20 protein-coding genes are annotated in these 20,516 nt (G+C 62.4%); 7 read left to right on the top strand and 13 right to left on the bottom strand.

The window, feature by feature from the left end:
- Positions 1-40: 40 nt before the first annotated feature.
- Positions 41-1,378, top strand: coding sequence for a hydroxymethylglutaryl-CoA synthase (gene hmgB, locus ACFQJC_RS02700; RefSeq protein ID WP_390221707.1), 1,338 nt, complete (start codon positions 41-43; stop codon positions 1,376-1,378).
- Between the two features lie 190 nt (positions 1,379-1,568).
- Here hmgB and ACFQJC_RS02695 read toward each other — a convergent pair whose 3' ends face one another.
- Positions 1,569-1,874, bottom strand: a complete 306-nt coding sequence (locus ACFQJC_RS02695; protein ID WP_390221706.1) for a DUF5789 family protein — start codon at positions 1,872-1,874, stop codon at positions 1,569-1,571.
- Between the two features lie 75 nt (positions 1,875-1,949).
- Complete coding sequence (locus tag ACFQJC_RS02690) at positions 1,950-2,657, bottom strand: helix-turn-helix domain-containing protein (RefSeq protein ID WP_390221705.1); 708 nt, start codon at positions 2,655-2,657, stop codon at positions 1,950-1,952.
- 139 nt (positions 2,658-2,796) lie between these two features.
- On the opposite strand from ACFQJC_RS02690, the gene ACFQJC_RS02685 reads away from it, so the two are divergent.
- Together ACFQJC_RS02685 and ACFQJC_RS02680 are read left to right on the top strand one after the other, a co-directional pair.
- Positions 2,797-3,492, top strand: coding sequence for a metal-dependent hydrolase (locus tag ACFQJC_RS02685; protein ID WP_390221704.1), 696 nt, complete (start codon positions 2,797-2,799; stop codon positions 3,490-3,492).
- A gap of 78 nt (positions 3,493-3,570) precedes the next feature.
- Positions 3,571-4,113 (top strand): GNAT family N-acetyltransferase, encoded by a 543-nt coding sequence (locus ACFQJC_RS02680; protein WP_390221703.1) that lies wholly within the window; start codon positions 3,571-3,573, stop codon positions 4,111-4,113.
- A gap of 30 nt (positions 4,114-4,143) precedes the next feature.
- Here the strand turns inward: ACFQJC_RS02680 and ACFQJC_RS02675 are convergent, their stop codons facing one another.
- The gene (locus tag ACFQJC_RS02675; RefSeq protein ID WP_390222324.1) at positions 4,144-4,716 is read right to left on the bottom strand and encodes a DUF7978 family protein; all 573 of its coding nucleotides are present in this window, start codon (positions 4,714-4,716) and stop codon (positions 4,144-4,146) included.
- A 138-nt stretch (positions 4,717-4,854) separates the two neighbouring features.
- On the opposite strand from ACFQJC_RS02675, the gene ACFQJC_RS02670 reads away from it, so the two are divergent.
- Positions 4,855-6,054, top strand: coding sequence for a metal-dependent hydrolase family protein (locus tag ACFQJC_RS02670; protein WP_390221702.1), 1,200 nt, complete (start codon positions 4,855-4,857; stop codon positions 6,052-6,054).
- Positions 6,055-6,116: 62 nt separating this feature from the next.
- Here the strand turns inward: ACFQJC_RS02670 and ACFQJC_RS02665 are convergent, their stop codons facing one another.
- The gene (locus ACFQJC_RS02665) at positions 6,117-6,737 is read right to left on the bottom strand and encodes a GNAT family N-acetyltransferase (protein WP_390221701.1); all 621 of its coding nucleotides are present in this window, start codon (positions 6,735-6,737) and stop codon (positions 6,117-6,119) included.
- The gene (locus ACFQJC_RS02660; RefSeq protein ID WP_390221700.1) at positions 6,734-7,369 is read right to left on the bottom strand and encodes a GNAT family N-acetyltransferase; all 636 of its coding nucleotides are present in this window, start codon (positions 7,367-7,369) and stop codon (positions 6,734-6,736) included. Before ACFQJC_RS02660 ends, ACFQJC_RS02665 begins: the two co-directional genes overlap by 4 nt.
- 159 nt (positions 7,370-7,528) lie before the next feature.
- On the opposite strand from ACFQJC_RS02660, the gene ACFQJC_RS02655 reads away from it, so the two are divergent.
- Entirely contained in the window at positions 7,529-8,983 is a 1,455-nt protein-coding gene (locus ACFQJC_RS02655; RefSeq protein WP_390221699.1) for a replication factor C large subunit, read from the top strand.
- 11 nt (positions 8,984-8,994) lie between these two features.
- Here ACFQJC_RS02655 and ACFQJC_RS02650 read toward each other — a convergent pair whose 3' ends face one another.
- The 6 genes from ACFQJC_RS02650 to ACFQJC_RS02625 all read right to left on the bottom strand — a co-directional run bounded on the left by ACFQJC_RS02650 (position 8,995) and on the right by ACFQJC_RS02625 (position 15,369).
- Positions 8,995-9,699, bottom strand: a complete 705-nt coding sequence (locus ACFQJC_RS02650) for a UbiA family prenyltransferase (RefSeq protein WP_390221698.1) — start codon at positions 9,697-9,699, stop codon at positions 8,995-8,997.
- Between the two features lie 202 nt (positions 9,700-9,901).
- The gene (locus ACFQJC_RS02645) at positions 9,902-11,518 is read right to left on the bottom strand and encodes a histidine kinase N-terminal 7TM domain-containing protein (protein ID WP_390221697.1); all 1,617 of its coding nucleotides are present in this window, start codon (positions 11,516-11,518) and stop codon (positions 9,902-9,904) included.
- Between the two features lie 377 nt (positions 11,519-11,895).
- A complete protein-coding gene (locus ACFQJC_RS02640) occupies positions 11,896-12,624 on the bottom strand; it encodes an amino acid ABC transporter ATP-binding protein (protein WP_390221696.1) in 729 nt (242 codons plus the stop codon).
- Entirely contained in the window at positions 12,624-13,451 is an 828-nt protein-coding gene (locus ACFQJC_RS02635) for an amino acid ABC transporter permease (protein ID WP_390221695.1), read from the bottom strand. Before ACFQJC_RS02635 ends, ACFQJC_RS02640 begins: the two co-directional genes overlap by 1 nt.
- Before the next feature lie 49 nt (positions 13,452-13,500).
- On the bottom strand, positions 13,501-14,316 hold the full coding sequence (locus ACFQJC_RS02630; protein ID WP_390221694.1) for a basic amino acid ABC transporter substrate-binding protein: 816 nt from the start codon (positions 14,314-14,316) through the stop codon (positions 13,501-13,503).
- Between the two features lie 222 nt (positions 14,317-14,538).
- Positions 14,539-15,369 (bottom strand): COX15/CtaA family protein, encoded by an 831-nt coding sequence (locus tag ACFQJC_RS02625; protein ID WP_390221693.1) that lies wholly within the window; start codon positions 15,367-15,369, stop codon positions 14,539-14,541.
- 120 nt (positions 15,370-15,489) lie between these two features.
- On the opposite strand from ACFQJC_RS02625, the gene ACFQJC_RS02620 reads away from it, so the two are divergent.
- Positions 15,490-16,596, top strand: coding sequence for a M24 family metallopeptidase (locus ACFQJC_RS02620; RefSeq protein ID WP_390221692.1), 1,107 nt, complete (start codon positions 15,490-15,492; stop codon positions 16,594-16,596).
- 108 nt (positions 16,597-16,704) lie between these two features.
- Entirely contained in the window at positions 16,705-18,960 is a 2,256-nt protein-coding gene (locus ACFQJC_RS02615) for an NADP-dependent malic enzyme (protein WP_390221691.1), read from the top strand.
- Between the two features lie 24 nt (positions 18,961-18,984).
- On the opposite strand, the gene ACFQJC_RS02610 is transcribed toward ACFQJC_RS02615, so the two are convergent.
- Both ACFQJC_RS02610 and ACFQJC_RS02605 read right to left on the bottom strand, forming a co-directional pair.
- Entirely contained in the window at positions 18,985-19,674 is a 690-nt protein-coding gene (locus ACFQJC_RS02610) for a twin-arginine translocase subunit TatC (protein ID WP_390221690.1), read from the bottom strand.
- 117 nt (positions 19,675-19,791) lie between these two features.
- Positions 19,792-20,424 (bottom strand): ribonuclease H family protein, encoded by a 633-nt coding sequence (locus ACFQJC_RS02605; protein ID WP_390221689.1) that lies wholly within the window; start codon positions 20,422-20,424, stop codon positions 19,792-19,794.
- Between the last annotated feature and the right edge of the window lie 92 nt (positions 20,425-20,516).

The raw sequence follows: 20,516 nt of genomic DNA, 5'->3' as shown, positions 1-20,516 counted from the left end.
CATCGACAAAATCTTATCCCCCCGTTCTGTACGTCCGACCATGACTTCCGTCGGCATCGACGCCATCGAGATTTGGACGGGTAACCTCGTTTTAGACCTTCCCAACACCTTCGCACCGGTCAAGGGCGAAGACCCGGAGAAGTACACCAAAGGGCTGGGGCTCTACACCTCGTCGTTCCCGGACGTGTACGAGGATATCGTGACGATGGGCGCGAACGCCGCAAAGCGCCTGATGGTCCGAAAGGGCCTGACACCGGACGATATCGGCCGCATCGACGTTGCAACTGAGTCCGCATTCGACAACTCCAAGCCGGTCTCGACGTACATCGCCGGCTGTCTCGAACAGGTGTTCGAGGGCGACTTCCGCCACGCCAACAAGGGCGAGCGCAAGTTCGCGTGCATCGCCGGGACGCAGAGTCTCGACGACGCATACAACTGGATTAAGGCGGGTCGCAACCGCGGCCGCGCGGCGCTCGTCATCGCAACCGACACCGCACTCTACGAGCGCGGCGACCCCGGCGAGGCGACGCAGGGCGCGGGCGCGGTGGCGATGCTCATCGACGAAGACCCCGACATCGTCGAACTCTCGACCGAACAGGGCTACGGTAGCATGGACGAGACGGACTTCCTCAAGCCCAATCAGCAGTTCCCGTCTGTGGACGGCAAGCGCTCGATGCAGGTCTACCTCGCACGCATGCGCGAGGCGCTCGAAGACTACGAGAGCGTCGCCGGTCGCACCCACCCGGACAACTTCGAGTACATCCCGTTCCACACGCCGTTCCCCGGCATGGTTCGGAAGGCCGCACTGCTCGGCTTCCGGCACATGAGCCGCGACACGGAGATCGAGGACGAACTCGCCGAGGAAATCGGACGCCAACCCCGCGAAGAGCAGTTCGACACGTGGGACGAGTACGAAGAGGCCATCCGCGCCTACATGGACGAACTCAAGACGACCGACGCGTACCGCGAGTGGTACGACCGCGTCATCGACCCGACGCTCGACATCTCCAGCGTCGTCGGCAACTGGTACACCGGGTCGGTCCACATCGCCCGCACGTCGGCACTGAAAGCCGCCGCCGAGGAAGGCACGGACATGGTCGGCAAGAAGCTCCTCGTCGGCTCCTACGGGTCGGGCGCGCAGGCAGAGATTCACGCCGAGACCGTCCAGGAGAACTGGCTCGAAGAGATGGACGCGCTCAACATCGACGAGCAACTCGACGCGCGCTACGAGATTTCCTTCGACGAGTACGAACTCATCCACGACGTGCACAACCACGAGAAGGAAGTCGAAGTCGAGGAACTCACCCAACCCGAAGAAGAGTTCGTCTTCACGGGATGGGGCCGGATGAACGAGCGCCGCTACGAGTACGTCGAATAGACGTACTCTAGCGGTTGCGTCCGCGTGAGCGAAGCGAACGCGGAGACGAAGCGGCTTGCCGCTTCGGGATTCACACGAACGGAGTGAGTGTGGAGCTGGAGCAATTCATTGCTCCGAGCTTACGAATACGTGGAGTAACGCGAGTCGCTCACGCGAACCGTTCACGCCGCAAAAAGTAGCTCCTCGATTTTCAGAACGACTGGTTCTCCGGGTCCGTCGCCGACTTCGGTGTCGGCATCGGGTTCGCCCCGCGGTCGTCGTAGAACTTCCGACCGATGAAGTCGTCACTCAGGTTGCCGAGAATCGTGTTGTAGAGGTCCTGCGGTGAGTCGCAGACCACAGACCCCAGCGGTTCGAGAATCGTCTCGATGCTCTCGGAATCATCGACGTCGGGAGCTTCGACTTCGATAGTGCCGATTTGGGTGATGACTTGTCGCGTACTGACCGGGTAGACGAATTCGGTCGAGAGGTACGCTTCGAGGCGGTGGATGTGCATACACTGCCATTCGCCGGAAGTACCTTCGGCTTTTTTCGGCTTTCGGCAGACAATCAAGCGTCCCGAGTTGTTCTCCTACGGAAGTTTCCGCAGGTTGCCGAGCATCTCGTCGAGGTCGGCGTTGGTCACGGCGAGCGCGAAGCCGTCGATTGTCGCCAGCGACGGCGCGTGTTCCCAGAGTTCGTCCTCGGTCAGGCCGTGAAGGACGACGGCGTTGGGCGTGGGGGTGACGACGCGCATGGCGACGAGTGGCGACTCGCCGCGGGTCACGTCGGTAAAGACGAGTGCGCGACTGGTCGATTGCCCGTAGAGGCGGTAGAACTCCTCCGAAGAGAGGCGCGTGATGGCCTGAATGCTGTTGATGACGGTGTGGCCGCTGATGCGGTCCTGGTCGCCATCGACGATTTTGGTCGCGCCGATAGCGTCGTAGAAGGTGTCCAGCGGAATCGACGTGGGGTACTCCCGAAGGTCTTGGACGATTTCGCTCTCGAACCCGGCCGAGAGGACGCGGGCGTACTGGCGGATTCGACTGCCGCCGCGGGCCTCGTCGATGTCGAGGAGGGCTTCGACCATGCGGCGGATGACGCCGATACCGGGACTCTCGCGGCGGCCGCTCTCGTAGTCGGAGACGACCGAGGAGGACACGTCGAGTTGCTCGGCGAGTGCCGTCTGCGAGATATCGAAGTCGGTTCGCCACTTCCGGAGCGTCGCACCGGGGTCGGACGAGAGGGTAATTTCGCCTGCGATACGGCGGGCGAGGTCGTCGCGGGGAGTCGCCGTCATTGGGTACACCTCTGTACGACGGACGAGACAGGCATGCGAAGAGGTGCGAGAGTCCACCGCAAAAGCGTGTCGAAAGGGGCATTCGTCGCCTGACGAACCTCCCGGAAAGGCTCATTATCCGATAGCCAGAGTGTGAGGTATGCCATCGACCCTCGTTCATCTCGCGGTCGGCGGACTCATCGGAGTCGCCCTCCTCGGCCGGTGGTTCGACACGCGCAGTCTCGCCGTCGTCCTCGTCGCCACCGCCGTGCCCGACCTCGATTCGTTCACGAGTACGGTTCTCCCCGGGAGTCATCGCGCCCTCCTCCACACGCTCTTGTTACCTCTCTTACTCGTCGCGCTCGTCGTCTACGACACGCGAATTCGTCGTCAGTCGGTGATTCGGCGGCGCTGGGGGGTGCGCGGCGTCGTCGTCGCGTGGGTCGCCATCGCGGCCCTGCTCGGCGGCGGCATCTTTCCGGACCTCTTCACCAACGGCGTCAACGCGTTCTATCCGGTCCACGACGCCTTCTACGCCGTCAACGGCCACGCGGAGTGGTCGAGCACGCGCGGGTTCGTCCAGACGTTCTTCGAAGTCCGTCCACCCGAACCGGCCCCGACTACCGCTGACTTCCACTACAGCACCGTCGTGGACCCGACTCCCGGTACAGACCCCGCGGACGCCGAGCGAATCGCCCCGTTCGCGTCGTCGGGGTTGGAGTTGATGCTCGTCGTCATCGGTACGGGCGTGGTGACGAGTCGCCTCGCGCTCGAACGCATCCACGCTCGCGCTCCCTTCCGAGTTCGCTCGCGCACGGACGCGACGCCCGAATCGAGTCACGAACCGGAACAGTGAGCGCGAACCGGTTTGAGCGAGTCCGACCCGAAGCGGTGAGTCCGAGCGTTCATATCCGATGGCGGCACAGGGGAGGCCATGAGCAGTCCAGCAGGAGGCGTCGAAGTTCGTCCCTACGAACCGACGGACGCCGACGCACTTTGGGAGCTGAAACGCGGGTTCGAACTCGGTATCGGCGACGGGACCGGCGGCGACGACAAACTCCAACAATACGAAGCGAAACTCACCGACGACTATCGGGCGCGCTACCTCGCGTGGGTCGAACGCTGTGCGGAGTCGGACCCCGGTTGTGTGGTCGTCGCTGAAGTCACGGAGGAAGTCGATGCGGCGGCCACAGACACGGACGACCCGACGCTCGTCGGCTACGCCTTCGCACTCCCCGAGGAGATGACGTTCGTCTGGGACGCCGCGGTGCTCAACGAAATCTTCCTCGACCCCGACTACCGCGGGACGGGGGTCGCCGACGAGTTGATGACGGCCGTCCTCGACCACGCCCGCTCGCAGGACCTCCCGTTAGACCGGATGGTACTGGACGTAGACCGGAAGAACGAGCGGGCGCGGGCGTTCTACGACCGCTACGGGTTCGACCACTGGGGCGAACTCGTCGCCCGCGACCTGTGAGAAGAGAGCGAGCGCGAAAACGAACGCGCGTTATCTGAGCGCCGCCGTCGCAACGCCCGAGAGCGTGCCGACCAACGCGGGGTAGACAGCGCCGGCGAGGAGAATTGCGGTCACCGGGTCCGGACGGGCGACCGACTCACCGATGGTGATAGCGAAGAGCGCGATGCCCGCGACCGCGACCGGCAGGTAACCGACGACGGTCGATGCGCCAGCGATAGCGCCGGCTTTCGTCGTGGTCGCGCCGCTCACGACGACGGCGAGCGCGCCCGCGGCGACGAGCGCGACGACTGGAACGACGTACAGGACTGCCGAGAACGCATCGACGTTCTCGATGAGGTTCACGGCGGAGGTACCGCCGAAGAGGGCGGGGAACGTCGTCACGACGCCGTGGGCGTTCATGAACACCCAGCCGACGACCTTCCACGTCGAGATGTCTTGGCCGAGGGCTTCGAGCACCTGACTCGCCGTCGAGTTCTCGATAGTCGAGGACGTGGCGAGATAGGTTGCGAGATACCCGAGGATGGCGGCACCGAGACCGGTGGCTGCGCCAACCGCGATGGTGCTGGCTGTTCGGTTCGAATCAGAGGCCGATGCAGTCGCCACTGACATGGTATCAACAGGGAATGTCCGTCCCCCATATATGTCTCGTGGCCGCCGTGTGGGGCGATACCAGCGGTCACTCGCGTGACACACGCCACCAAAGACAGCTACGTTCAAGAGGTGTGCGGCGAGAGCGAAGCTATGTTACTTCGTGACGGACGGTTGATTTCCGGGGACTCTCTCGTCGCCGAGACGGATATCCGAATCGACGGTGAATCGGGGCGTATCGAGAACGTCGGCGACCTCGACCCCCGAGACGACGAGCGCGTCGTCTCGCTCACCGGGAAGACAGTCACGCCCGGCATCGTCGATGCACACCTCCACTTCTCGCTGTCTGGCGAGCGAAGCGTCGTCGATGTCGTCGGCATGTCCGATGCCGAACTCACGCTCGTGGAAGCCCGAAACGCGCGAAAGACGCTCGAAGCGGGTATCACGGGCGTTCGTGCGATGGGTGCCCGCGACCTCGACGTGGTGCTCAAGCGCGCCATCGAGGCTGGCGACGTGCCCGGCCCGCGGATGATTGCGAACTGCCGGTCGGTTACTATCACCGGCGGGCACGGCCACCACATGGGCCGGGAAATCGACGGTCCCGTGGACGCTCGAAGAGCCGTCAGAGAGCAGGTCAAGCAGGGTGCGGACTTCATCAAGTTCATGACGACCGGCGGGGTGACCACGCCCGGCAGCGACCCCGGTGCGGTCGCGTTCACCGACGACGAACTCCACGCCATCGTGGACGAGGCACACAACCGAGGCGTCCACGCTGCCACCCACGCCCACGGTGCCGAGGGCGTCAAAGCGGCCATCGAGGCCGGCGTCGATACGGTCGAACACGGGACGTTCCTCGACGAGGAGGCCATCGATCTCTTTCTCGACACCGACACGACGCTCGTGCCAACACTCTCTGCGCCGTATCATATCGTCCGCAACACGGAAGCCGCGACGAAAGAGGACGTGGCGAAGACCGAAGTCGTCTACGAGCGACACCTCGAATCGTTCCGGATGGCCGTCGAAGCGGGCGTCACCATCGCGGGCGGCACCGACGCGGGCACGCCGTTCAACTTCCACGGCGGCAACGCCTCCGAGATTCAGTTCATGGCACAGCACGCGATGGAGCCACTGGAGGCCATTCGCGCGATGACCGAAAACTCGGCCGAGGCGATTGGACTAGATGGGTGTGGCGTGGTCGAACCGGGCGCGTACGCCGATATCCTCGTCTTCGACGACGACCCGCTGGCGGACCTGACGGTGCTGAACGACCCGACCGCGGTGCTCAAAGGCGGCGAAGTGGTCGCCGGGAGCCTCCCGAAAGCCGGTCGAACCGAACTGAGCCAGTCCCAGTAACACCGAACTGAGCTAGTCCCAGTAACACCGAACTGAGCCAGTCCCAGTAGTACCGAACTGGGTCAGTCCCAGTAGAACTCGGCGTCGTACTCGCCGCCCGTCGCGTCGAGCCACTCCTCGCACGAGACGCTGTAGAAGTACTCGTCGCGGGGGTCGCCGTCGATGATTATGTTGTTCGGTTTGGTGCCGTCGCGTCGGCCACCGAGTCTTTCGACGTACTTCTCGATTGCGCGCTTCGACTTCTCGTTCTCGACGACGTGGCTCACCGTGACGACTTCTAAGTCGAGCACGTCGAAGGCGAGCGCCGCGAGCGCTTCTGCCCGCTCGCCCGAGTAGCCGCGCCCCCAGAACGGGGGACGAAGCCACAGACCGAGTCCGCCGACGCGACGGTCCCACTCCGTGTGCAGGCCGCCGAAGCCAGCGACCTCGCCAGCGCCGTCTTCGCTCTCGCGGAGGGTAATCGCGTAATCGGCGGTCTCGTGGTCGTTCCACGCCTCTTCCTCCTGCGCGAGGAAGTCGAACGTCGTCTTCGGCGTCTCGTGGCGACCCCACGGCATGAACCGAGTCACGTCTTCGATTTCGTCGGCCGAACAGATTTCGTACGCGTCGAGGACGTGCTGGGTGTGCACCGGCACGAATCGCAACCGCTCGGTCTCGATTTTCGTCGGGTAGAGGTCGCTCATCGGCGGTCCTCCCAGTGGAATTCTGCCTCGTACTCGCCGCCGGTCGCCTCCTCCCACTGCTCGCGGGTCACCGACCACGCCCGCGTATCGGCCGGGTCGTCACCGTGGACGACTTCGTTGCGGAAGGTGCCGTCTTCCTGCCCGCCCGCTCGGCTGACGTACTTGTCGATGGCTCGGCACGACTTCTCGTTCCCCGTCAGCGCGTGGACGTAGGCGACTTCGAGGTCGAGCACGTCGAAGACGCAGGCGAAAAAGGCCGCCGCTCGCTCGCCCGAGTAGCCGCGGCCCCAGAACTCCTTTCTGAGCCACATGCCGAAGACGGCGCGCTTCTTGTCCCACTCGGGTTTGAAGCCTGCCGTGCCAGCGAACTCACCTGCGCCGTCTTCGCCCTCGCGCGGGAAGATGGCGTAGGTCGCACCGGTCGCCTCCTTTCGGCTCTTTTCGGTGAACTCGAAGTAGTCGAGCGTCTCTTTGGGCGTGTCGTGGGGGTCCCACGTGACGTATTCGGTCTCTTCTTTGATGGTAGCCGACCGTGACGCACCCATGTGTTGATAGGCGTCCAACGGGTCAACGACCTCCCGCGTGTACGGCCGCAGCCGGAGCCGCGGGGTCACAATTTCGTCGGGAAACATGGAATTGAGCGCACTCGGGCGGGGGGTATAATTTTTCTGGATATTGACATTTGGTAGCAGACGACGCAGTTTCGTCCTCGATGCCAGTCGCCCAGTCGTCACCCGCCGAGTACCCTCGCTCCGCAACCACTAAACGCGCCTCGCTCTTCTCTCGATTCAATGGTAGACTGGACGGAGAAATATCGCCCATCCACGCTCTCCGAGGTCCGCGGCAACAACAAGGCCCGCGACGCCTTCGGCAAGTGGGCGAAGACGTGGGACGACCACCGAGAGGCGGTCATCGTCCACGGCAGTCCGGGCATCGGCAAGACCTCTGCTGCCCACGCGCTCGCACAGGACATGGGGTGGGAGACGGTCGAGTTGAACGCGTCCGACCAGCGAACCGCCGACGTTATCGAGCGGTTCGCCGGACGTGCGGCGAAGAACGCCACGCTCTCGGGCTCTTCGACAGGTACGTCCACCCGGCAGTTGGTCATCCTCGACGAGGCGGACAACATCCACGGCAACTACGACCGCGGCGGCACGAGCGCGATTACGCGCCTCGTCAAATCTTCGAGTCAGCCAATCGTCCTCATCGCCAACGAGTTCTACGACATGAGTCGCGGCCTGCGAAACGCCTGCCGCGAAATCGAGTTCCGCGACGTGTCGTCTCGCTCCATCGTTCCCGTCCTCCGCGACATCTGCCGAAAGGAGGGAATCGAGTTCGAGTCGGAGGCGCTCGAACGCATCGCCGAGCAGACCAGCGGCGACCTCCGGTCTGCGGTCAACGACCTGCAGGCAATCGCCGAAGGGCGCGACGAAATCACCGAAGAGATGGTCGTCATGGGCGACCGCAACCGAACGGTCGGTCTCTTCGAGTTCCTCGACGCCGTCTTGAAAGAGGAGTCGGCACAGGAGGCGCTCTACACCACCTACGACGTGGACGAGACGCCCGACGACCTCACCAAGTGGGTCGAGGACAAGGTGTCGCTCGTCTACGAACCCGACGAACTCGCCCGCGCCTACGACTTCCTGGCCAACGCCGACCGATGGCTCGGGCGGGTGCGCGCCTCGCAGAACTACTCCTACTGGCGCTATGCGACGGACAACCTCTCTGCCGGTGTCGCCGCCTCCCGCGACCGAACCCGCGGTGGGTGGACCAGATATGGTGGCGCGCCTTACCGTTCGACGCGGAACAAGACGCGCGATACGGTGCTCCAGCAGATTGCGACGAAAGGCGGGTTCAGCACGGCGACCGCCCGCCGCGAAGTGCTCCCGTTCCTCTCGGCGCTGACGCATCACTGCAAACCCCGAGAACTGACGGTGGCGATGGCCGCCTACTACGACCTCGACGAGTCGCACGTCTCCTACATCACCGGGAGCGGCGAGACGACCAACAAGGTTCAGTCGGTGGTCGAAGACGCCCAAACGCTGCGCGAAGAACAAATCGAGGAACACGCCGACGGCGCGTTCGCGGGGATGGACTCGCTGGCTGACGACGCTGCCGAAATCGAAATCGATGATGCAGACGAGGAAGACGACGAACCGGACGTGTTCGACGACGATGCCGGGACGGACTCGGAGAAATCAGCGTCGTCGGACGACGGACAGGCCGGACTGTCCGACTTCTTCTGAGCGTCAGTCGCTTAGTCGCCGATTCGGTTCGCCTCTCGCTTGGTCAACGTTCGAAACAGTCGGAGCAACAGCAGATAGCCGAGTGCGAGCACTGCGACGAGTCGGCCCGAAACGAGCCAGAACGTCACGACGCCGAGTGATTTCATCACCGCGACGAAGGCGATCGTGAGTCGCTGGCCGAGATACCCCGCCAGCGTCGTCTTATTCGTTTGTGTGTCGCCGTCGATGTCCTGGATGTTCCGCGATTCGACTCCGGCGAACGTGATGAAGAACCACCCGAGAAAGACGCCGACGAGTTCCCACGTCACGCGCTGGGTGGTCGAGACGACGAGCGCGAAGACGATGACGAACGCCCACGTCGCCCCGACTGCCACCGAGTCGAACGTCGGGTGTCGCTTCAGGTGTCCGTAGATGACGAGCACGCCGAGTGGGAGATGTCCCAAGAGGAAGTACAGTACGCCGAGGTCCGGTCGCTCGAGGACGAGCCATCCCAACAAGACTGTGTAGCCAGCTAACGCGGCGGATTCAGTGACGAGGAGCGCCGTTTGATATCGCCGAACCAGCGCGGTTCGGTACGGTTGGTTCACCTCGTCTTCGGGCGAGACGTTTCGCCGGTCTTCGACGTAGATGAAGTAGAACAACAGCGGCGGGAGGAGCAATCCGACGCCGACGGACGCGAGCGGGATAGACAACGCCAGAGCGGAGATACCGACCATCAGCGACGACCCGAGACACAACCAGATATTTAATTTTAAAAACAAGAATCGGAGCGTTCCTACACCCATACGAGACGGTCTGTATATGGTTTGATAAGCCTATTGTCAGCCATTTCATGGAAGTGTGTCGGTCTCATTTTCGAGTACGTATCGACTGTCTGCATCTGTTTCGATGCGGCCCACTCTCTCGGATGGCTCTCGGTCACGGTTTGGGGAGACGAATACGGACACGCGTTCCCGAGTCGGTGACGTCGGCGAGGAGTTCACCGTTAGACCGTATGACAATCCAGTGGACCAGCCACAGTCCGATTCCAGAGCCGTGTTCGAGTACTGTCTCTTCTTCGGCTTTCAGCACGTCGATCTCACCGGGTGGGAGTCCGGGACCGTCGTCTTCGACCACCAACGTGATGCTCGTGTCGGTCACCTCGGAATAGACGACGACGGTCGATTCGGTGGGTCCGGTGTGGTGAGTCAGCGCGTTGTCGATGAGTTCCTGTACCGCGAGGTCGAAGCGGGGATGCACTTCGACGAACACGTCCGCAACGTCGTACGAGACGTTCGAATCGAAATCCGCCGAAGCGTTCGTTCTCGCCTTGTTCACGAGGTCCGCGAGCGACCGCTGGACGGTCTCGTCGTAGGAGAACACCGACTCTATCTTCCCCGCTTTTTCGGCCTGTTTGACGATTTTCATCGACCGGTCGTGGATTCGCGTGGCCCACCCCGCGACGTCGTCCTGTGAGCTATCTCTGATGATTTGTGCGTGTCCAGCGATGACGTTGAGGTCGTTTCGGATGTTGTGTCTGAACACCCGAGAGAGAATCTGTTTGAGGAGGTTGAGTTCGTTCTCCCGCTTTTTGAGCGCCGTAATCTCGCTCAACACCACTATCTCGCCTTCGAGACCCCTCCCGTAGGCCATCGTCGAAGTGTGAACCGAAAAGTAGCGAGTCTCGTCGTCGTGTTGTAACTCGAAAGTCTTCGTCGGTCCGTTCTGGGTTGCAGTCGCGTGGTCGTCCAGAACGTCTGTTATCTGCGTGCCGATGATTTGCGACCCGAACAACGTTCGTGCGGCATCGTTGACATCGACGACGGTCCCTTCGGTGTCGATGACGAAAATCGCATCTGAGACCTCCTGAAACGTCTGCTCTCGCGCCACGGGGACGAACTTCATCAGCCCGTGTTTGTTGATAGAGAAGGCAAAGAGCACTCCAGACAGCGAGTAGACGACGGACGTCGGGTCGAAGTAGTCCGGAACCAGTCCGGCAACTTTGACCATCGTCGAGAGGATGAGCATCGAGAAGATGACCAAGAGATAGAGTGTCTGCCGTCGTTGGACGCCGGTCGTTCGAAGCGCCTCGCCGACGAACATCCCCGCCGCGAAGAAGACGAGGAGGTATCCGTAGATTTTCGTGACGAAGACTTTGACGGGGCCGCCAAAACTGGGTGCGTACAGATACCCGTTCGGCCCAACGCGGTACTCGGGCGTAAACACCAGATTGTCGGGGTTGGTCCACGAAAGGACGAACAAGACGAAGATTGGGAGGAACACCGCCACCGCGACCCGCCGTGAGACGTTACGCTTGAACACGAACTCGTAGGCGAGGAGAAACATCGTGACTGCTGCAGTCGGTATCACTACCCAGAAGAAGTTCGCCAGCGCGAGTGTGAGACCGGGGTCTTTGACGAGGGTGAACGTTGCGAACAGAAACGCCCACGCACCACCGGTCGCCATGGACAGGATGAACCACAGCACGCCGGGTTTGCGACGGTCGTCCCACACGAAGTAACAAATTGCGATAGATGGTGCCACTCCGAGATACATAAGTAAAATGGCAATTTCTGGAGTGAACCAACTTTCCATGCGCACCTCTGCATTTTCAGAGGATACTATTGAATTGTTCCCTCATCTGATGTTCTTGACTACTGTGAGACATTAGTATCTATCACGAGGAGTGGCTGAGAGCCCGAAATGTCGGCCGAGAGTGTTCATATTCTCACAATTACGTCCGTCGGAGTACGGCGGTCTGATACTGTTAAAATTCTGTGAGTTGCTGGATTTGTACGCGGGTCGTTCGTGAGCTTTTCACTCACTCGGTTAGATATGAGAGCTGATATCTCTCCCAATTTTGACAGTCAACTACTTCTTAGAAAAGATGCCCACTGGACCGCGACCGTCGGGGGTGGTCCCCACGGCCGTGTTCAGAGCAACTTCGAGAGGAAGCGCTTGCCGCGGTCCGTTTTGGGGTTGGTGAAGAACTCTTCGGGCGGCGAATCCTCGATGACTTTGCCGTCGGCCATGAGGACGACGCGGTCGCCGACTTCGCGCGCGAAGCCCATCTCGTGGGTGACCACGAGCATGGTCATGCCCTCTTCGGCCAGTCCCTGCATCACGTCGAGCACTTCGCCCACGAGTTCGGGGTCGAGCGCACTCGTCACCTCGTCGAAGAGCATGACGCGCGGGTTCATCGCCAGTGCGCGGGCGATGGCGACGCGCTGTTGCTGACCACCCGAAAGCTGGTTCGGGAAGGAACTCTCCTGTGCCGACAGGCCGACGCGGTCGAGCAGTTCGCGCGCCTCACTATTCGCGGCGTCTCGGCTCTCGCCTTTCACTTTCATCGGCCCGAGCGTCACGTTCTCCAGTGCCGTCTTGTGCGGGAAGAGGTTGAAGCTCTGGAACACCATCCCGATGCGCTGACGCAGTCGGTTGATGTCGGCGTCGGGGTCGGAGATAGACTGGCCTTCGAGGCGAATCTCTCCGTCCTGAATCTCTTCCAAGCGATTGGCACAGCGAAGGAGCGTCGATTTACCGGACCCCGAGGGACCGACGATGACGCACACTTCGCCCTCTTCGACGTTGAGGTCAACGTCTTTGAGGACGTGCGTCTCGCCGTAGAACTTGTCTACCTCGTCGAACTCTAAGAGACTCATTAGCGGTCACCTCCCCAGTCGGCGCGGGCTTCGAGATACCGCACGACTCTGCCGAGCGGCAGGGTGATGCCGAGGTACGCGATAGCGACCAAGAGAATCGGCGTCCACGGGTCGAACGTCGCGGAGTTGATGTTGCGGAACGCGCTGATGAGTTCGGGCACGGCGATGACCGTCAGGAGCGAGGTGTCCTTGACGAGGATGACCTGGTCGTTCCCGATGGCGGCGAGCGAGTTGCGCCACGCCTGTGGGAGGACGACTTCGCGCATCGACTGCACGTAGGACATGCCGAGCGAGCGGGCGGCCTCCATCTGCCCGTCCGGAACGGCGTTGATACCGCCGCGAATCGCCTCGCCGACGTAGGCGGCGTGGTTCAGCGTCAGACCGATAATCGCGGCCGGAATCGCCCAGTTGGAGATGGGGAACTGGCCCGGTGGCCAGAACGCCGGCACCCCGAAGTAGATGACGATGAGTTGGAACAACAGCGGCGTGCCGCGGAAGAACTCGACGTATCCACTCGCAACCGTGTTCGTGAGTCGCGTCTTCGAGACGCGTCCGAGACCGACGATGACGCCGGCGATGATAGAGAGGACGCTCCCCGCGAGGAAGATTCCGAGTACCCGAAGGTACGCGAAGACGAACTGCGGGTAGATGATTTCGATTAACAGTTCGAAATCCACCTGCGTGAAGATGATTGCGGCGATGAACGCGCCCACGGCGAGCGTGAACAGACCCGCTACTATCGCGCCGACGCGCTTGAGCGTCTTGTCGTTGAGGAAGCCCTCTCGGTAGTCGTCAGTCGGGCGTCCCTCCGAGTATGAGTCAGCCATTGGTAGTAAGTATCACAGTGTTGGTATAAAAACGCGCGGCGGAACGAGGTTAGCCCGAGAAGTACTCGGAGTAAATCTCGTCGTACGTGCCGTCGTCACGAATCGCTTGCAGTGCGCCGTTGACCTCCTCGCGGAGTTCGTCGTCGTCTTGACGGAAGCCGATTCCGTACTCTTCGACGGTGAGCGTGAGGTACGGCGGGGCGTTCTTGCCCTGTTCGGCCGCCGCGCCCTCGCCTTCGAGGAATTTCACGTTGCCGTTCTGCTCGACGAACTCGGCGTTGACGGTGTTGTCGTTGATGACCGCGACGACCTGATTGTTGATGAGCGCGTCGAACGCACCCGTAATCTGGTCGTACTGCTGAATGGTGAGGTCGCCACCGAACTCGGATGCGAGTTCCTCAGCGGCCGCCGCACCGGTCGTCCCCTTCTGGACACCGACCGTCTTGCCCTTCAGGTCCTCCTTCGCGGCGATTTCGCTGTCGTTCAGGACGACGATAGTCTGGTAGGCCGTGAAGTACGGGTCCGAGAAGTCGATTTGCTCTGCGCGCTCTTCGGTGATGGTCATCGCGGACATGATGACGCGGAAGTTCCCGTTGTTGAGCGACGGGATGATGCCGTCGAAACTCGTCTGCTGGAACTCGTGTTCGTAGCCGAGTTGGTCCGTGAAGACGGCCTGTGCGATGTCCACGTCGAAGCCGACGAGTTCGCCCTCGGTCGTCTCGTACTCGAACGGACGATACGGAATGTCCGAACCGATGGTAATCGTTTCGCTGCCGTCTCCACCGCCACCGCCGCCGAGACAACCAGCGAGCGTGAAGGCTGCTCCGGCACCTGCGGCACCCTTGAGGTAGGTACGTCGTTTCATAACAAGCAATTCTTACTTCACGGGCGTATAACACTCCTTCGGTACGCGCGTGGGATTATCAGTGGACTATGGTGAAATTTGCCAGAGAATTTGTGGAATGAAGTCAGTATTGAAATGCACACAGACGATTGTAAATCAGTAGAACATCGGTCTAAGAAAAATCGAGGTTATTGAATTAGAGTCCGACGGGCGCGTCGAAGACGATGGATTTCGACACCCGTCTCAGTCGGCGTCGTTGACCGACACGGGTCGTGTGGGAGGCGTATTCCGTCGAACGAGCACTGCCGCAGTGACGACCAACACGGCGGCGACGACGGTGCCACCGAGGTGGACGAGTTCGAGGGCGGGTCCGTACACCTGCCGACCCATGATGAGCAGAGCGACGACGATGACGCTCGACGGGGCGGTCAGCACGGCGAGGCGTCCGCTGAACATCTCGCGTGCGCGCGGCGTGCGACCCCACAACGTCGCGGCGACGAGCGCGGCGTAGGTGGCGAGACCGACGACGTAGTAAATCGCCTGCGACGTCGGGCCGAACGAGACGAAACTGTGCGGTGCGAGAAGCACCATCACGGGCATGCCGAGTGCGGCGACGGTAATCGTCTCGGTCAGACGGGAGACGCCGCGGTCTGCGACACCCCACGCCGCCGCGGCGACGACGGCCGTGAAGATGGACGTGGCGACGACGTAGTGCGCGGTGAGGATGACCCACTCGTACTCGGTGACGGTGAGCGCGCCGAGGACGATTTGGAACGGGAGGATGACCGTCGCGGCGACGAGCGCGTAGCGGATGCGTGCGGCGACGCCTTCGCGCCACGCGAGAACCGTCGTCCCGAGGATGAAAAAGCCGGTAATCATGGCGACGAGGCGGTGGAACCACTCGATGAAACTGCCCCAGTTGGCGGGGAACAGTCCCAAAAAGCCGTCACAGAACGGCCAGCGACCGGCACACGTCAGGCCAGCACCAGAGGCGGCCGTGTAGACGCCCAGTACCATCAGGACGCCCGTTAGCGCGGCACCTCCGAGGAGGAGGCGGCGAAGCCGTGGTGTCATACGCGATGCTCAGGCCTGCGCAAACTTATATCTCGCAGGTATGGGCGTCGAAGGTGTCACCAAAGCGACGAGGGGAGCGCAGGCCGTCCGATTCAAGTCGGTTCGGTCAGAGTCCGAGGCATGGACGACCGACTCGCATCTCGGGCAGACCGACTCGACGCGTTCCTCGACGAGCGCGGACTCGAAGCGGTCTGGTTCGCTCGACCCAACTCCTTCGCGTGGCTCACCGGCGGTGACAACGTCGTCTCCCGCGACGCGCCGCTCGGCGTCGCGGCCGCCGGCTACGACGGCGACGAATTCCACGTCGTCACCGACAACATCGAAGCCACGCGCCTGCTCCACGAAGAAGTCTCGCACGAGGACGTGCGGATGCACCAGTACCAGTGGTACGAGGGGTCGCTCGAAAGCGGCGTCGCGGCCGTCTCGCCCACGCCCGCGGCGGCCGATTTCGACGTGCCAGACTTCGAAAATGTGGATGCCTCGGAGGTCCGGCAACCGCTGACCGACGACGATATCGAAACGTACCGCGACCTGTGTAGCGACGTCGCCAGCGCCGTCGAGCGCGTCGCTCGGCAGGTCCAACCGACCGACACCGAACACGAAGTCGCCTCGGGCCTTCGCGTCACGCTCCACGCGATGGGAATCGAAGTCCCCGTCGCGCTCGTCGGCGGCGCACGCCGCGCCCAGAAGTACCGTCACTACACGCCGACGCAGGAGGAACTCGGCGACTACGCGCTCATCTCGGTGACGGCACAGCGAGACGGCCTGTACGCGAGTTGTACGCGAACGGTCGCCTTCGACGCGCCCGACTGGCTCGAAGACCGCCACGAGAAAGCGATGCGGGTCGAGGTCAACGCGCTCGCCGGAACTCAGCGCGTCGCCCGACACGGCGGTACGAGCGCCGACGTGTTCGACGACATCCGCGACGCCTACGACGCCGTTGGGGAGTCCGACGAGTGGCTGAACCACCACCAAGGCGGTGCGGCCGGATTCGCTGGCCGAGAGTGGTTCGCCACGCCCGACGCGGAACACGAAGTTCACTCGCCGATGGGATACGCCTACAACCCGACGATTACGGGCGCAAAGAGCGAAGACACCGCGCTCGTCACCACCGCCGACATCGAAATCATGACCTCGACGGGGACGTGGCCGACCGAGACCGTCAGCGACGAATCGGGACACGTCGAGTTGGAACGCCACGGAATTCTTCACCTCGACGTGGAGTAATTTTTCGACGCGCACCTCGATTCTGTCTGGCGGTGATTCGGCAATTGTCGTAACTCAGTTCGACGCAGTTGCATAGTTTTTTGCCTACGGGCCCTGCATCACAGGGCAATGGGATTGGACGACGATTCTCGTGAATACCACCGGCAAGACCCGCCGGGTAAAATCGAAATTGCGACGACAAAACCGACGAACACGCAGCGCGACCTGAGTCTCGCGTACTCGCCGGGCGTTGCCGCGCCGTGTCTGGATATCGCTGAAGACGAAGAGGCGGCCTACGAGTACACCTCGAAGGGGAACCTCGTCGGTGTCGTCTCCAACGGGACGGCCGTTCTCGGACTCGGCAACATCGGGGCACAGGCGGGCAAGCCCGTCATGGAAGGAAAGGGCGTCCTCTTCAAACGCTTCGCCGACATCGACGTGTTCGACATCGAACTCGACATAGAGAACGTGGACGACTTCGTCGCCGCGACGAAGGCGATGGAACCCACCTTCGGCGGCATCAACCTCGAAGACATCAAAGCCCCGGAGTGCTTCGAAATCGAGCAACAACTCCGCGAGAAGATGGACATTCCAGTCTTCCACGACGACCAGCACGGGACCGCCATCATCTCCGGGGCGGCCCTCTTGAACGCCGTCGATATCGTCGAGAAAGATATCGACGAACTCGATATCGTCTTCTCTGGTGCGGGCGCGTCCGCGGTCGCTACCGCTCGGTTCTACGTCTCCCTCGGTGCGAGCAAGGAGAACATCACGATGTGCGACTCGTCGGGCATCATCACCGAATCCCGCGTCGAAGCGGGCGACGTGAACAAGTACAAAGCAGAGTTCGCCCAGCCCGTCGAAGAGGGGTCGCTCGAAGACGCCATGGAGGGCGCGGACGTGTTCGCCGGTCTCTCTATCGGCGGCATCGTCTCCCAAGAGATGGTCCGGTCGATGGCCAACGACCCCATCATCTTCGCAATGGCGAACCCGGACCCCGAAATCACCTACGAGGACGCCAAAGACGCCCGCGACGACATGGTCATCATGGCGACGGGGCGCTCGGACTACCCGAATCAGGTGAACAACGTCCTCGGGTTCCCCTTCATCTTCCGCGGCGCGCTCGACGTTCGCGCGACCGAAATCAACGAGGCGATGAAACGCGCCGCCGCCGAGGCACTCGCAGAACTCGCCCGCCAAGACGTGCCCGACGCCGTCGTCAAGGCCTACGGCGACCACCCGCTCCAGTTCGGTCCCGACTACCTCATCCCCAAACCGCTCGACCCCCGCGTGCTGTTCGAAGTCGCGCCCGCCGTCGCGCAGGCCGCGATGACCTCCGGTGCCGCGCGTCGCCGCCTCGACATGAACGAGTACCGCGAGCGCCTCGAAGCGCGTCTCGGCAAGTCCCGAGAGATGATGCGCGTCGTCCTCAACAAGGCGAAGTCCAACCCCAAGCGGGTCGCGCTCTCCGAGGGGACCAACGAGAAGATGATACGCGCGGCCTACCAGATGCAGGACGAAGGCATCGCCGAACCCATCCTCGTCGGTAACACCAAGACCATCCTCCGAAAGGCCGAGGAACTCGGTCTCGACTTCGACCCGACGATTGCCAACCCGCGAGACGGCGATTGGGACCACTACGCCGACCGACTGCACGAACTCCGAAAACGGAAGGGACTCACGAAGTCCGAGGCGGCCGAGACCATCCGCCGCGACACCAACTACTTCGCCAGCGTGATGGTCGAGATGGGCGACGCCGACGCGATGCTGACCGGGTTGACCCACCACTACCCGACCGGTCTTCGACCGCCGCTCCAGGTCATCGGCACCGCGGAGAACGTCAACTACGTCGCCGGTGTGTACATGCTGACGTTCAAGAACCGCGTCGTCTTCTGTGCCGACACGACGGTCAATCTCGACCCCGACGAGGAGATTCTCGCCGAAATCACGAAGCACACGGCGGAAGTTGCCCGCCGGTTCAACGTCGAACCGCGCGCCGCGCTCCTCAGTTACTCCAACTTCGGCAGTGTTCGCAACGAGGGGACCGCCAAGCCGCGAAACGCTGTCAAGGTGCTCCAGGACGACCCCGAGGTGGACTTCCCCGTCGATGGTGAGATGCAGGCCGACACGGCGCTCGTCGAGGATATCCTCGAAGGCACCTACGACTTCGCGGACCTCGAAACGCCCGCGAACGTGCTCATCTTCCCGAACCTCGAAGCGGGTAACATCGGCTACAAACTCCTCCAGCGCCTCGGCGGCGCGGAGGCAATCGGCCCGATGCTCGTCGGCATGGACAAGCCGGTTCACGTCCTCCAGCGCGGCGACGAAGTGAAGGACATCGTCAATCTCGCCGCAACGGCAGTTGTGGACGCACAGACCGAATAGAACACTCGAACACGAGCTTTTCTGTTAGCGAAACTCGACCCACCAGATAGCCACGCCAAGCCCGACGAACGGCGGGATAGCGAACAGCGCGAACGTCGCCGGGTCCGGTGGCGAGAACAGCGCCGCGAACGACACCGTCAGCAGGACGAACGCGCCGCGTGCCTGCCCGCTGAGTCGGGGTGTAACCGCGCCCGAACGACTCAGTGCGAGTAGTGTTGGTGCCGCCGCGACACCGATAGCGACGGCGACGGGGAAGAACAGTTCGAGTTCGAGCATCGACTGCCGAGCAGCTGGAGCGAGTCGGTCGGTAGCGACGAGGAGCGAAACGAGCGTCGGCGCAACCGCGCGCCCGACGAAGAGACCACCACCGGCCAGCACCGCCGCAGCGACGAGAGATCTCCGCTCACCCCAGAGCGAGACATCGGGATGACGACTCGTCAGGTTGAGGAGGTGGAGACCGCCGGCGATAGCCCCGACGAGCAGGCCGACTTCGAGGCGGACGAGGTAATCGGTCGTCGTGAACGCGACATCTTGGTGGCGACCCGCAGTCAACGACAGCACACCGGGGTCTTGGAGGATATGCGACGCGAGAAACCCGACGAGAACGCCATTGAACGCGAGACGAATCCAGTGGCGACGAAGGGTGCCGCCGAGCGGCGAGAGACCCGAACTCCGCGGGTCGAATCCATCGAGTGTCTCGCTGGTGGCATCCATAGTCGTCACTCGCTCGAATTTGTTGTCAACTTTTTGTCGGAGTGAGAGACCACTCGGTAGTTCACTCCGCGTGCGAGGGGTCGCCGGCAGACGCAGGGTGTGCGTCAGGCCAGCGACTCAGTCGCTTGCGCGGCCTTCGAACCGCGAGGGCGGGAGATAGCTCGCATCACGCTCGGTGTCGAACTCGGGCGGGTTGGGGAGCACACACCGTGCGGGTTGCCGATTGACGTGTTGATACTCGTTCGGCGCATTCGCCAGGGGGTGTGCCGGGTTCTCTCGACTGTTGAGACGAGCGGCGCGGACTTCGTGGAAGCCAGCGATTCGTGCGCGGATACCACGCCAGTGGTGTTCGCTCCCTTCGGGCACCGAAATCGGCTTCGGCGGCTTCCAGTTGGGGTGCGCACTGGCGAGTACCGCGTTGTTCACGTTCGCCGCGAGGTCGTCGTGGTCGAGGAGGATGCCGATTCGCGCGGTCGGTGGGGCGCGGTCTGCGAGTACGTCGAGACCCAGATGCAGCGCTCGATACTCTGAGACGTTGTTGTTCGGCGCGACATCCGGGAGTGAGAGACGAGCAACTCGTTCGCCATCGCGGGCTTCGATGACGACGCCCAAACCGCCACCCTCGGGTCGATACGACCCATCTGTGGCGACGTAGAAGTGCCGTTGATGTGTGCGCGGCGGGTGCGCAATGTGAGGGGTGGGCGACTCATCGAACAGATTTCTGAGCGTTGGACGGCCGGTAACGGCCATACCAATCATTCGGTCAGGGGTGGTAATAAACGTACCCCGGGTTCCATTCAGACAGTCAATCTGTCACATCCTATCGGTATATATGTAGGCCA

Source organism: Haloferax namakaokahaiae (genome assembly GCF_042663225.1).
Taxonomy (GTDB): domain Archaea; phylum Halobacteriota; class Halobacteria; order Halobacteriales; family Haloferacaceae; genus Haloferax; species Haloferax namakaokahaiae.
Note: the sequence above shows the minus strand (reverse complement) of the source record. Positions and strands in the feature narration are given on the sequence as shown.

Bases quoted from the DNA above. Each gene is read 5' to 3' on its own strand.
- ACFQJC_RS02610 (WP_390221690.1), bottom strand. From the start codon at position 19,674: ATGGATGCCACCAGCGAGACACTCGATGGATTCGACCCGCGGAGTTCG.
- ACFQJC_RS02695 (WP_390221706.1), bottom strand. From the start codon at position 1,874: ATGCACATCCACCGCCTCGAAGCGTACCTCTCGACCGAATTCGTCTAC.
- ACFQJC_RS02685 (WP_390221704.1), top strand. From the start codon at position 2,797: ATGCCATCGACCCTCGTTCATCTCGCGGTCGGCGGACTCATCGGAGTC.
- ACFQJC_RS02625 (WP_390221693.1), bottom strand. From the start codon at position 15,369: ATGACACCACGGCTTCGCCGCCTCCTCCTCGGAGGTGCCGCGCTAACG.
- ACFQJC_RS02605 (WP_390221689.1), bottom strand. From the start codon at position 20,424: ATGGCCGTTACCGGCCGTCCAACGCTCAGAAATCTGTTCGATGAGTCG.
- ACFQJC_RS02660 (WP_390221700.1), bottom strand. From the start codon at position 7,369: ATGTTTCCCGACGAAATTGTGACCCCGCGGCTCCGGCTGCGGCCGTAC.
- ACFQJC_RS02615 (WP_390221691.1), top strand. From the start codon at position 16,705: ATGGGATTGGACGACGATTCTCGTGAATACCACCGGCAAGACCCGCCG.
- ACFQJC_RS02645 (WP_390221697.1), bottom strand. From the start codon at position 11,518: ATGTATCTCGGAGTGGCACCATCTATCGCAATTTGTTACTTCGTGTGG.
- ACFQJC_RS02635 (WP_390221695.1), bottom strand. From the start codon at position 13,451: ATGGCTGACTCATACTCGGAGGGACGCCCGACTGACGACTACCGAGAG.
- ACFQJC_RS02640 (WP_390221696.1), bottom strand. From the start codon at position 12,624: ATGAGTCTCTTAGAGTTCGACGAGGTAGACAAGTTCTACGGCGAGACG.
- ACFQJC_RS02650 (WP_390221698.1), bottom strand. From the start codon at position 9,699: ATGGTCGGTATCTCCGCTCTGGCGTTGTCTATCCCGCTCGCGTCCGTC.
- ACFQJC_RS02665 (WP_390221701.1), bottom strand. From the start codon at position 6,737: ATGAGCGACCTCTACCCGACGAAAATCGAGACCGAGCGGTTGCGATTC.
- ACFQJC_RS02690 (WP_390221705.1), bottom strand. From the start codon at position 2,657: ATGACGGCGACTCCCCGCGACGACCTCGCCCGCCGTATCGCAGGCGAA.
- ACFQJC_RS02680 (WP_390221703.1), top strand. From the start codon at position 3,571: ATGAGCAGTCCAGCAGGAGGCGTCGAAGTTCGTCCCTACGAACCGACG.
- ACFQJC_RS02655 (WP_390221699.1), top strand. From the start codon at position 7,529: ATGGTAGACTGGACGGAGAAATATCGCCCATCCACGCTCTCCGAGGTC.
- ACFQJC_RS02630 (WP_390221694.1), bottom strand. From the start codon at position 14,316: ATGAAACGACGTACCTACCTCAAGGGTGCCGCAGGTGCCGGAGCAGCC.
- hmgB (WP_390221707.1), top strand. From the start codon at position 41: ATGACTTCCGTCGGCATCGACGCCATCGAGATTTGGACGGGTAACCTC.
- ACFQJC_RS02670 (WP_390221702.1), top strand. From the start codon at position 4,855: ATGTTACTTCGTGACGGACGGTTGATTTCCGGGGACTCTCTCGTCGCC.
- ACFQJC_RS02620 (WP_390221692.1), top strand. From the start codon at position 15,490: ATGGACGACCGACTCGCATCTCGGGCAGACCGACTCGACGCGTTCCTC.